The 12,282-nt window shown below is 57.2% G+C and carries 7 protein-coding genes; 3 read left to right on the top strand and 4 right to left on the bottom strand.

Annotated features, from left to right (window positions below; all coding sequences use genetic code 11):
- Positions 1-23 precede the first annotated feature (23 nt).
- Positions 24-548 (bottom strand): sigma factor, encoded by a 525-nt coding sequence (locus BGIM_RS0124335; RefSeq protein ID WP_020472330.1) that lies wholly within the window; start codon positions 546-548, stop codon positions 24-26.
- Between the two features lie 352 nt (positions 549-900).
- On the opposite strand from BGIM_RS0124335, the gene BGIM_RS0124330 reads away from it, so the two are divergent.
- The 3 genes from BGIM_RS0124330 to BGIM_RS58190 all read left to right on the top strand — a co-directional run bounded on the left by BGIM_RS0124330 (position 901) and on the right by BGIM_RS58190 (position 8,907).
- On the top strand, positions 901-1,671 hold the full coding sequence (locus BGIM_RS0124330; protein WP_020472329.1) for a TIGR02996 domain-containing protein: 771 nt from the start codon (positions 901-903) through the stop codon (positions 1,669-1,671).
- 814 nt (positions 1,672-2,485) lie between these two features.
- Positions 2,486-6,076 carry a Calx-beta domain-containing protein gene (locus BGIM_RS0124325; RefSeq protein ID WP_162136285.1) on the top strand — a complete coding sequence of 1,197 codons (3,591 nt, stop codon included), beginning with the start codon at positions 2,486-2,488 and terminating at the stop codon, positions 6,074-6,076.
- Between the two features lie 872 nt (positions 6,077-6,948).
- On the top strand, positions 6,949-8,907 hold the full coding sequence (locus tag BGIM_RS58190) for a PAS domain S-box protein (RefSeq protein WP_052639983.1): 1,959 nt from the start codon (positions 6,949-6,951) through the stop codon (positions 8,905-8,907).
- A 172-nt stretch (positions 8,908-9,079) separates the two neighbouring features.
- Here BGIM_RS58190 and BGIM_RS0124315 read toward each other — a convergent pair whose 3' ends face one another.
- From BGIM_RS0124315 to BGIM_RS65975, 3 genes are all read right to left on the bottom strand, one after another.
- Positions 9,080-9,340: a hypothetical protein gene (locus tag BGIM_RS0124315; RefSeq protein WP_020472326.1), complete on the bottom strand. Its 261-nt coding sequence runs from the start codon at positions 9,338-9,340 to the stop codon at positions 9,080-9,082.
- Between the two features lie 386 nt (positions 9,341-9,726).
- A complete protein-coding gene (locus tag BGIM_RS0124305; protein WP_020472325.1) occupies positions 9,727-10,110 on the bottom strand; it encodes a hypothetical protein in 384 nt (127 codons plus the stop codon).
- Between the two features lie 422 nt (positions 10,111-10,532).
- On the bottom strand, positions 10,533-12,282 hold a 1,750-nt coding region (locus tag BGIM_RS65975; protein WP_193789011.1), incomplete at its 5' end, for a hypothetical protein.

Here is a 12,282-nt window from a genome sequence, read left to right as displayed (position 1 = left end):
CGCGAGGCCCCGCTGGACGGGCGTCAGACCCCTACCGCCCGTCGCTCGTCTTTGGCCCGGGCGAACAGCTTTCGGTCTCGCTCGCCGCCCCGGAGATGGTCAACAATCACATGGCGGCGAATCGCCGAAAGCCAGGCACCGACGTTGCGACGGGGCCAGGTTCCAAACAGAGCCTTCAGGATTTTGACCGCGAATTCCTGGCCGAGATCCTCGGCGGTATGGCGTGATTCTCCCTTGGATCGCAGGAGTTTGCGGGTCTGTTCTCCCAGAGAGGGAGCCAGGGTTGAAACACCCAGGACAATCAGAATCTGCGGGAGACGGCGTTCCAGTTCGTCCATAAACAGCGGCAACATGGCGGCTTGCTGTTCGGCCGTGAGGCTTGGCCTGATCGAAAGACGCGACATGATCTCGTGATAAGCCTCGACAAATAGAGGAGACTCTCCCAGGGATTTCACCATGGCCGCGAGGCGGTCCACGGCAGGGAGATCTTTGCAGCAAAGATGTTTCGGAACGGTTTGACACACGGATGGCGGGTTTGAGATGAACATGGTTGTCTCCGGTTTGTTTCGCCTTTCCCCGTCAGGGGTGACCGCCCGGATTAGGGCGATTGGCGTCTAACATTGGCGGTCGCGGGGACAGAAAGGGACACGCCAGGGGACAACACGAAGTGAAGAACCGGAGGACGGAAAAGATGAATCCGGTCTTAACCAATGATTGGGCAAGAGTTTGCAAGGCAAGATTCAGGCGGTGAGATTGCGGGGAATCGTGACAGGGACATGAAAAAAACTTTCTATGTCCCGAACGGGTCCCTTCGTTGACAAAAACAATTCAATTGTTGCGATAAGTTTGGGTGAGACACTATCCCCCTCGACCATTTGTCATTCATTGCCAAAATGAACCATGCCCCCGACCCCGACCCGAGTTTGCCCCTTGGCCCGTGATTACCTCCGTCATCCGGAATACCTTTCACTATTGGAGACGGTCAGGACCTTTCCCCATGACGACGCGCCCCGGTTGATTCTGGCCGACTGGATTCAATTCGAGGGTGACCATGATGCGAGGGGCGAGTTTATCCGGGCGCAGATCCGGCGGTTCCGGCTTGATCCGAATTTCCGCCACGGATCGGCCACGGATGCCAAAATGCGGGAGGCGATTGCCCACGAATGCCGGCTGTTCATCAAAAACGGACGAACCCTGACTGGCGGGGATCTCGGGGTGTTCGCCATCCAATGCGACCCGTCGCCGTCCCGGTTTATCCCGGTGAGCGGACCGACCGGCGACGACGCCTGGCAGGCGATTCTTCACCGGGGGTTTGTCAGTGAGATTCGGATGCCCTGCCGGGATTTCATGGAGCGGGCCGGGGAACTCTTTGCCATCCATCCCATCAGTCACGTGATGCTGACGGACAAGCAACCGGCCGCCCCGCTGATCACGACCGAAGCGGTTGCATTTTACGACCAGCAACACATCTCACCGAACAATCCCGCCCGGCGAACCGAGCCCGACGATCTTCCGACCATCCTGTTCAAGGGACTGGAATTCAGCAGTGTCGAGGAACCGGGTTACTGGAAGATGTGGCGGCGGGCCGACATTGCCATGGAGGCTCTGTCGCGACGTTGCGTCGCCCATGGACGAGAACTTGCGGGCCTGGCGCCTCTTCCGGATGAATAATCTTGATCAAATCCCGGATCCGATGTGGACAAGTCACCTGTCGTATGACGGGCATTCATTTTCAGACTTGAAATGTCTCCCTTCGCGGGAGAAGTGTCGAATCATCCAATCCTAGACGGTGAGAAACGTTGTTCGAGACACGCGGGAAAATTCTCCAAAGACAGACCGTCTTGATACACCACCAGCCTTTCTTACAATAAATTAAGCAAGCTGCTCGCGCGTTCTCACAAAAAAGCAGGACAAGATGTCATTGGCTCACTGGTTTTCGTGTGTCCGTCGCATTGCTCCCACTTCTCGAAATCTTCGATGGCTGACATTGGAAAACCTGGAGGACCGGACGGTCCCGGCCACCTTGACGCTCCTTGATAGCTCGGTGTCATGGTCCTGCACCGGGAGTGATGCAAGCGACCCGGAACATCCGACAAACCAATCAAACCAAGGGACGAATTTTGGCAATTATGGCAGTTCCAATGACCCTGACTCAAGTCTGTCTGGTGGAAATGTTTCCTTTGATCCCCAGCAATCAGGTGATCAGACTGAGTATGATCTGTTTGCCACTGCGACCGCCGGCGGTGGATTCAACTCGTCCACGGGTTCATCCCAATTTCAAGGGCAGGCTCATTTTCAAGTTGATCCCGAGGAATCTTACGGCGAGCAATCGGGCGCCAAAGTCGTCGTATCCGTCGATGTTAACAATAATTTTGTGATAGGTTCCGCCAATTGGTCACTTTCCGTTGGATCGCTGAATTTCTCCAACTCCGTCCCCGCATTCGGGCGGTATTCGTTCTCCGCTCATGTGGGTGACAACCTGACCATGACATGGTCGGGGAATGCCATTGCCGCAACCCCGAATTATACAGCGCTTGTTTTTCGCGCGGATATCGTTGCCGAGCATGTGAAGCCGGACTTGCAGGCGGAAACGGCGAGCTTCCCGAATTCGGCAAGCGGTGCCGACTTCGAGGCGACATACAAAGTCGTCGGCGCCAATATCCCGGAGCCCGGGACTAACGTGCTGGCATCTCTGTATTGGGCAACCGGGCCTGACTCCGCAAGCCGGCTCAGCGAGGCCGGGTTTGAACAATTCCCGACTCTATTGACGCCGGGTGATTATTCCATCCGCAAGACATGGGATCAATTTGACTCACGCCCCGGCAATGCCACGTATCTTCAAGTGGTTTTCGACCCATATGCTCAGGTGTCGGAGGCAGACGAAAACAATAATTTTGTCTCGGCCGAACTTCCGCCGCCCCCGCCGCCAATCCGTCAGGTGGGCGCTTATCTGGATGACTTTGGATCATCCGTCGATCATGATTTCGGCACCTATCTGTCCGGCGTTCACTTGTATAACACGTTTCAAGTGACGACGGAGGGGATTGCCGGAACTCAACTCAAGATCGCCATCGACGGAAAGGTGATTCCCAAAGGGGTGGTTAAGGTTCCGTTGAGCGGAATCGTGAATTTCACCTATGACGTGGGACAATTGAAACAAAACGCGACGCTGACCATCACGCCGATGGACGCCCACGGCCAGCCCCAGCCGGCCCTTGCCTACACGGGAGTCATTCACATTCAACAACAACTTGACTGGCAAGTGAAGGTCCGGCCGAAGGGATCGACGGCCCCGGCGGCGGATATCAGCGACCTGCGATTGATGGACGGCGTGTCCGTGCCGATGGAATTCACGGTCACGACCTCCAACATGCCGTTGCCGTTCTACTATTCCTTTGGTCTTCTCACCGTCGGGTTTGCCAACACAAAAGCCAACAAGGTGCTGTCATCCGAGGGCTTGGAGTTTCATGACGGCGCGGCCACTTTTCTCATGGATGCCAAGAAGTTTCCCAACGTCTTTAACACCAGCCAAGATGACTATCAAGTTTTTCTGACCCCAGGGGGTGGGTTCGCAACGATCAACAATATTCCGTTGGGAAGCAAAACCGGGCTGTTTGTGGCGCAGGCTCCGGATTGGATGAAAAACAACGGAAAATCGCCGGCGATGGAATTTCTTCCGGCCACGTCCATACCCGCCGACTTGTTCGGGGGAAATGTCGATGCTTATGCGATCCACGTCAATCTGCTGGACGGGAAAAAACTTGATTTCCCCAAAACCTCGGGAACTCCGTTTGGCCTGTATGACGGGTTGGAGAGCTATCTGCACATGGGCGTCGATATGGTTGTCTACGCCAAGATCACCGATGACGACCAGTCCGTCAAAATCAAGGCCCAAGATGCCTACGTGGAGGCCAAACTTCTCGGCGATGAGTTGATCAACAAGTCAACGAAGCTGACCAGCGACCTGTTTGACGTGACCGGCGATCTCGAACCGCACACGCTGGGCTATCCCAATGCCCTGACGATAAAGACCAAGAACCCGATCAGTCTGCTTGGCGATGCTCCCCCGAACATTGACCGCAAGTTTGGCCCATGGAAACTCGCCCTGCCCGTGTTTCATGGGTTGACGGTGTCTGCGGATCTCGCCGGCAAATTCTCGGCCAGGTTGTCATCCCTGACGGCCGAGGGCCAAATCCGGCTGACAGCCGACGGCGGCAAGCTGCATATCGACAAGCCGAACAGTTTCGTGGAACTGGACGCCGCCGGCGATTCGCACATCATCCTGGACGGATCAGCCGGCGCGGGCTTTAACGTCCTCGGCCAATCCTTCGATCTTTTGAGGGTGTCCGGCACGGCGAAGGCCGACTTTGATTTGGACGCCAAACTACGGGTCAATTTTGACGAATCAAGCGCGACATTCGACAAAGCCGGTTCACGAGCGCAATTAAACATTGGTTACAGTCTGAATTACAACTTGAGCCTGATCAACGGCTTGATCAGCACCAGCGACCCGAACGATCCTCCCCAAATCGCTGGAAAACTCAAGAAAATCACGCTGTTCGGCACGCCGGGCAAGAATGAAACGCTCGAACTCAACAACGCCGGAAATTACCTCAAGACAGGGGACGGCATCGACGCCGGGGACGGGGCCGGCCAAAACATCAGCATGCCTTTCGCGGCTCCGGCGGCCGGGACGGCTTCCATCGACTCAACCCTGCGACTGGGCACGGTGTTCCACAATGACCTGCGTCATGTCCAAGCCGACCTGGATGTCTTCTCCAATACAGCCACACCCTCGGTTGGCCGGCATCAATTGGATGTGGTTCTCGTCGGCGGCGACGGTTCTGAAGTCAGTCTGTTGAGCCGGGACTTGAGCGGGGAAAGCTTCTCTGCCTCCGCCAATCCTCTTGGGTTCGCGGCCTCCCGCGAGGCTCTTGACTTGGAAGTCCCGGCCGGAGCCCTCGATCCGGACAAGGTGTATTCTTTGGAATTCCGCCTGCATATCGACCCGGCCGATGATGGCGAACGCGTTCGCATTGGCTTGAGCCATCTGGCCGTTGGCGAGCAGACGCCGCACATGGGCCTGACAACGGCCGCAGGCGACCTGACCGACGGCGGACTGGACTTTGGACCTGACACAGCCGGGCTGGCCGAAGGGGTCGTCACGATTCACAACACCGGTGACGCCCAACTCGATTTGAGCAAGCTAACGCTGACTGGCCGGGGATTCGTCCTGGCGAATGTTCCTTCCGCCGGGTTTGCCCTTGCTCCGGGCGATTCGTTCGACCTGCGGGTACGACTGTCCAGTGTCGCCGTCGCCTCGAACGCGACATTGAACCTTCCGTCGGACGATCCTGACTCGCCGAAACGGACGCTGGCCTTGCGCTATGTGCCGTCGGCGGTGGCCCAACAGGTCAGTTTCGCCGACCCGCGCGTGGAGGGCTCGGAAAAGACTCCGGGCCGGCTGACGGTCATGCTGGCCCGCCCGGCCCAAGGCAAGGTGACGGTCAACTATTCCGTCACCGGCGGCACGGCTGTCCTCGGAACGGACTACAAGCCGTTCAACGGCTCGCTGACATTCAGCCCGGGCCAGACGATGAAATACATCACCGTCCCGAGCATCGACAACAAGATCAACGACGGGTTCCGCGCGATCATCGTGACGCTCTCCTCGCCGGTTGGGGCGATCCTCGGCGCCCATCCGACAACCGCGTATGTCATCCGCGACAATGACCCGTTGGTCTCGTTTGTCTCGCCCAACGCCGAGGCGACGGAATCGATCGTCAAGACGACGGTTCTTCTGCCGGTCGAATTGTCAGCCGTGTCCCCAACACCCGTCACCGTGTCGTACAAGATCACCGGCGGCACGGCGACCTCCGGGAAAGACTATACGTTGGCGGCCGGAAAACTGACGTTCGCCGCCGGACAGATTCAAAAGAACATCACCCTCACTCTTTTGCCGGACAAACTGACCGAGCCGGACGAGACACTGACAATCACTCTCTTCTCCCCGGCAGGCGGATTGTTGGGAACCAATACGAGTCTGACCTTCACATTGCATGATTGCCCGGCATGAGCCTGAAGTTTGGTTCACGAAGTCAAATAATGCGACTGTCCTCGGAAAACCTCCGATGTGGACAAAAGCAGCTCGTATGGCGATGAGTATTCCATTTTTTCAAATGCGCAATCGCATCCCTGACGACGCGATTGAAACATCCACCTTCCACTCCGAGACGCGAAATACTTCGGCGTCTCGGAGTGGAGGTGTGTTCACTCGAAGCATGCCAGAACCTGCGTCGGGCGCCGGATGCTAGGAGATTACAATGGAACCTCAAGGGAACTGTGGAGGCCTTCGCAATTTTGCGGCAAAGTCAACAGACCCAAGGCCGGGTGTTTTCATCAAATTAACCAAAATCCAGCCATTCCGCAGCAGATCGCATAGTCTCCGATATTCAGAGGTTCTGACCGGTCGGCCGTGTGAATCCAGAGAATAAAAGATTAACAGTTCATTTTCAGCCACAGGATCTTGGGGTTCGCTCACGATAGTCTCCGGATGTCCGAACAAATCAGGCCTAAAGCTGAGGCTCATTGCTTTCGGAATTTACCTTGGCCAAAGTCTTTTTCCTCATGAGTGTCCGGCGCCGGACACTCATGAGACTGTGCATGTGTGCCAAACATTTTGAGCATTCAAAGCCGACAGGCAAAAACGAGCGGGCGGACCGGTTCAGCTTTGCTCGCCAGCCCGTGCATGGCCTGAACGGACGGGTTTTAGTTTGAGAGAGGATTATTTGTCGAGTCGAAAACGCTTTTCAAAACAAACATCCGAACAATCTTGGTGTCGATTATGTTACATATGATTTATATTTCAAGATTTGTTCGTCCATAAGATTGACGGTTCATAATCTGGCCGTGGACGGCACATCATTTCTGAGACACGCAACAAGACCCATGAACGCATCACCCAACAACCGAGGAGACTTGGTGCAAGACGAAGTTGAACATGCCACCAAGTCTCCTCTGAAAAAAATTCTGGCGGCGGTCGCGGCGGTCGCCCTCGTGACTTGGATTCGTCATTTGCTCGATCCCTTGATCGGGGAACATCATCCGTTCATCCTGTTCATCGCCGCGGTGTTTTTGGCGGCCCTGGCTGGCGGATGGCAATCAGGTTTGCTGGCCCTTGTCCTCGGCTATCTCTCGGCGGACTTTTTTTTTCTTCATCCACGACATTCCTTTGGGCTTAGTTCGGCGAAGGACCAGATCGGCCTGGTCTTCTATTTCTTTGTGGGCGGCGTCGCGCTGGTCCAATTTGAACTGATCCGTCGCCGGGCCGTCGAACTCACACTCGCCAACATCCGTCTGAGAAGAGAGGCCGAAGCACGCCTGGCGGCGGAGGCGGGAATCCATCGGCTGGCGAATATCGTTGACTCCTCGGAAGACGCCATCATCGGAAAAGACTTGGAACATATTGTCACGGACTGGAACAAGGGGGCCGAGAAACTTTATGGGTATCCGGCGGCGGAGGCCGTCGGCAAGAACATTTCATTTCTCATCCCTCCGGACAAGTGGGACAAATGGCAAGCGGCTGTGGAAAAAGCGAGGCGGGGCGGGTTGGTGGAGTCATTTGAGACCGTGTGTCTGCGCAGGGACGGTTCCAAAGTCGAAATTCTGCTGACGCTTTCGCCAATTTTTGAGGGAGGCCAATTGGCGGGGTTGTCCACGATTTCCCGTGATCTCACCTATCAGAAGCGGCTTGAGGGCGAACTCCGACAGGCTGTCAAGATGGAAGCCGTGGGGCAACTCGCCGGCGGCGTGGCCCACGATTTTAACAATCTGTTAACCGTGATCAACGGATACAGTGAAATGCTGCTTGACGGGCTCCAATCAACAGACCCCGGAAGGGATTTGCTGACCGAAATCCACAAAGCTGGGAAACGGGCCGAAAAGCTGACCCAGCAACTTCTGGCCTATAGCCGCAAGCAAATCATGCAACCGAAGGTTCTGGACATCAACGCCCGCGTTGCCGACATCAAAAAGATGCTTCACCGAATGCTGGGCGAGGACATGGAAATTGTGACGGACCTTGACCCGGAACTGGGCCGGATCAAGGCCGATCCCACGCAGGTGGAGCAGATCATCATGAACCTGGCCGCCAATGCCCGCGACGCGATGCCGCATGGAGGGGTTCTGACCATCAGGACAAGCAACGTCGAGTTCGACGAAAATTATCCTGTCACCCACCCCGGCTCCCGGCCCGGCCGATATGTGAAGCTTTCGATCACCGACAATGGTTGCGGCATGGACCCGGCCACCAAGGAGCATATTTTCGAGCCGTTCTTCACCACCAAGGGCATCGGCAAAGGCACGGGTTTGGGACTGGCGATGGTTTACGGGATCGTGAAACAAAGCGACGGATATATTGTCGTGGAAAGCGAGCCGGAAAAAGGAACCGCCTTTGGGATTCACCTGCCCCGGATCGAGGCGGCGATGGAAAATGAAGAAACTTCTCCCGCATCGGCGGGGTTGCCGCGCGGCTCGGAAACGATTCTGCTGGTGGAGGACGATCCGATGGTTCTTGCCTTCACGAAGTCACTGCTGCAACTTGGCGGGTATCGCGTGATGGAGGCGTCCGGAGGCCGGGAGGCGTTGAGAATGAGCGAAGGCTATCCCGGCGAAATTCACCTGCTTCTCAGTGATGTTGTGATGCCGGGCGAGAGCGGACGTCAGGTGGCTGAGCAACTCGTCCGTTCCCGCCCGGGCATGAAAGTTCTGTATATGTCGGGATACACGGATGATGCCGTGATCCGTCGAGGCATTTCCGTGGAGGAGACTCCATTTTTGCCAAAACCATTCACGCCGGGATCGCTGGCCCGCAAAGTGCGAGAAGCACTGGACCGTGAGCAGCCGTGATCCGCTTGCGGACTGGATGAACCTTCCATAAATTCCCGTCCCATCTGGTCGGGCGCCACGGAGGGAATGATCCCGCGCCAGCCGTCCGATGAATGACTCACATGGGTGTCCGGGCCGGGCGGTCTCGCCCGGTTTTCCCCGGGAATTCAACTTGCTTGATCCTTCCTGTTTGTTAAGAACCCTTGTCCGGGTTACCACCCAATCCCGCCCGGGCGCTCATGGCGCCCCCGCTGTCTTGGTTGCCAGGATCGACATTTTTCGGACACCGAATCAATGACGTGTAAGTAATGGTTTCATCCATGATCGCCTTCTCCAGATCAACCAAGATCCAGCCATCCTTGATGAGTTCGACGAGTCGAAGGTATTCCGAATCCCGGATAGGTTCGCCGAGGGCGTCCAACGCGTAGACAATTGAGATATCATTGTCCGCCATGTGATTTTTCCCAAGAAAGGACAGCCGTTTTCGACAAATGGCCGATTTGTCAAAGTCGTCAAAATGGCTGTGGTTTCAATCTAAAACTCGGATGTCTCATTTGATGGTTCTCCATGCCTGCCCCCCCGCTCGTTGCCGGGATAAACTCAAGAGTGAAATCATGTGCGACGGGGCTGCGGCATTGGAATAGATGCAAACCTTGCCGAAACTTGATTCCGTGTCTCGTTTATGGCGGCGCATGGATGACGTCATGCGGCTCAGATCCACTTTGAGACTGCCACGCAAGGTTTTGCGTCCGCTTTCCGCGCCTTGCCGACCTGCTGGACAAAAAAATTCCCCTCACCCACGGGTGTGAAATCCAAGGCAGCGGGGAAATGACCGCTTCCTCAAAGTTGCAATACCTTCACGAATTGATCCGCGGGGATTTCGGCCGCCTGACCAACCTTTGGGCCGCCGGGAATCGCTCCGACGATCAGCAGGTCTCCGATGACGAATATCTTTTGGCTCGTGAGTATCTCGACAGCCCGTTCGGCTTTGGCATTCCGTCTTAACTGGACGGAGGACGACGCATTGCCGCCGGCGTTCAGTTTCGGATCAACACTCCAAACCGTGACGTTCGGGGAAAGCGTCCGGTCCGCGATCAGCACCCAACCCCGTTTTCCCAGCAGGCCCTCAATGAAACCCGGCAACACAAAGCCGTCACTTGCGACCGGCGCCTCATGAGCGATGACCTTGGTTGGGATCACCAGCAATACTTTCACGGTCGTCATGAGTGTCGTTTTCGTTTGACCGATGTGAAATCAAGTATACTCGTCTTATTCCCATGTCGGGCATTACAAATGAAACAGCAACACGATGAAATCGCGGGAAGAAACATATATATTCTTATCCCCTTGATGCAGTCCTCGAAGAATTTACGAACGGAACAGGGGTGTCCGGCACCGGCCACTTGGCGAAACAAAAGTTGCGTCTGCGTCTTCAAAGGCTTCCCGGCCATCAGGACCGCGATCAGGGAAGCCCGTTCGGCCTCGGACAATCCGGCAAGTAGATCGGCCAGCATTTCAATACGTCGGGAGGATTCTCCGTCCTCCAAGCAAAACGCTCCCGATTTCCCACCATGTGTTTCTGATGAATTACGTAAGTCGCTACTTTGCAAATTAGTTGCGGATTCTGATTCGATTCCTGTCGAGATTCAGGACTTTTGCCGACGGCGTAACCCCAATCGATCCAACCGAGCCAGGACGGCCGGTTGATCCTTAAACCGCCTGGCGATCCGGTTCAATGTTTTTTTCCAAGTCTCGAAGCTTGGGAAAACTTCGGGAAAGAGTCCCCGAAGGTAACTCGTGTCCCGGTCTTCCTCGTCGGTCCAGTTTGCGGCGGCGGTAGCGTGAATATGGGGCAGCGTGTCGCCGGGCTGGCACGGCCCGTCCTCGCGAACCATCAGCCAGTAGGACAGAAACACCCGCCGGGCGGCCTCGGGTAGTTGCCCGCCAATGTCTCTCGGGTCGTCGGCGTCGGACATCAACGACACGGGCTCCGGTTTGCGGGCCGAGGCAATCTCGTGTCCCTCAGCGTCAATGATACGGTTGGCGCGAACGATCCAGCCTCGTTCAAGTGCCCGGGATCTCAGGACTGCGTCCGTGATTTTTCCCGGGAGAGCGAGCAATTCGCCCGGCGCGATGTCCGCGAGCCGGTTGGCGAGGGCCGACGAGACCGACTCCCATTCGCCTTTTTTGGCTCCCTTAGTGTTCAGCAAAGCGGCCAGGGCTCCCCGCAAAGCCTTTGCGGCCTCACCCGTCCGCACCAGACCCGCGAGGCAGGCGGCCAGTCGTGCATGCGATGCGATCATTGCATCAGGGCGGGTCGCCAATCCGGCCAGTTTGTCCATGGCAAGTCGCCACGTTTCCGGTTTCAACCATTCGGCTTTGGGCCGGCCTTGGAGCATGGCTTGCTCCCAGACGTCAGGGAATGGTGGCCCATTCCCTGACGTCCCTGAAAGGGCTTCCGCAATTCGCAAGTTGAGGAAAGAGACGGAGTCGGCGAATTCCGGCCCGTGAAGTCCGGACAGGGTCAGCAGATACGCCGGGAGAAGCTTCCTCAGTTTTACCTTGTCGTTCGCCTTGGTGATCGCCGGTTCAAGCCATTCCCGGGGAACGGGAACCGAACGACGCGCCGACAACAGCAAGATGGCGTCAACGACCTCGCCGTTTGGTTCATTGATGACCGAGGCGACGAACTGACGCAACAGTGACCGGTCGGTCGCACCGCCCAGGGCGTTGACCGCCGCCACCCGGATGTGCCCGGGCAGTTCCCTCCGGCGGGCAATCCGCCCGATCAACGCCGAGCCCTCGCGAATCGGCGAGCCCTCCAGCGACCGGAGGACAGGTTCCAGGCAACCGGAATCAAGCGGCAGGACGGCCAGACGCCGCAGCAGCCGGCCCCGTCCCGCCGGATCAAGGGCCTTCCTGTTTTGTCCTTCGAGTTTCAGCACGGCCACGGCCATCCGGACCGTTTCCTCCGGGAACGGACGCTCGCCGATGACCACATCCGTCAGGGCGTCGATCGCGACGCGGCCGCCGATCTGGGCGAGGCTTTCCAGGATGGTGTCCGGAATTTCCGGGTTCTTGTGACCGGGATGCAGGCGCTTCAACAGTTCCGGAACCAGGTCGGTGTCCCGAGACGCCCCGGCGTGGATGACCGCCTCCCGCAGGTCCGCCTGGGAGATGCCCGGGTCTTCGAGCGAGGCTCGAATGGCCCGCAGGTCTTCCGGCGTCGCCCCGCCCCGCGCGTCGAAGCCCGCGTAGTCCCGCCACTGGCCGGGCAGCAGATCGTCGAGTTGCTCGCGACGACGGACAGACTTCGGCACCGCATCGACCACACATCCGACGGCCCAGTGGTCAAGCCCCGGCGTCGCCCGTGTTCGACGGGCAAGATCCGTCGGA

This window comes from Zavarzinella formosa DSM 19928, assembly GCF_000255705.1.
GTDB classification, from domain to species: Bacteria; Planctomycetota; Planctomycetia; order Gemmatales; family Gemmataceae; genus Zavarzinella; species Zavarzinella formosa.
The sequence above is the reverse complement of the archived record's forward strand: the minus strand, read 5'-3'. Positions and strand labels throughout refer to the sequence as shown.

Coding starts and splice junctions, on each gene's coding strand:
- BGIM_RS0124335 (WP_020472330.1), bottom strand. CDS start 548: ATGTTCATCTCAAACCCGCCATCCGTGTGTCAAACCGTTCCGAAACAT.
- BGIM_RS0124330 (WP_020472329.1), top strand. CDS start 901: ATGCCCCCGACCCCGACCCGAGTTTGCCCCTTGGCCCGTGATTACCTC.
- BGIM_RS0124325 (WP_162136285.1), top strand. CDS start 2,486: ATGACATGGTCGGGGAATGCCATTGCCGCAACCCCGAATTATACAGCG.
- BGIM_RS58190 (WP_052639983.1), top strand. CDS start 6,949: ATGAACGCATCACCCAACAACCGAGGAGACTTGGTGCAAGACGAAGTT.
- BGIM_RS0124315 (WP_020472326.1), bottom strand. CDS start 9,340: ATGGCGGACAATGATATCTCAATTGTCTACGCGTTGGACGCCCTCGGC.
- BGIM_RS0124305 (WP_020472325.1), bottom strand. CDS start 10,110: ATGACGACCGTGAAAGTATTGCTGGTGATCCCAACCAAGGTCATCGCT.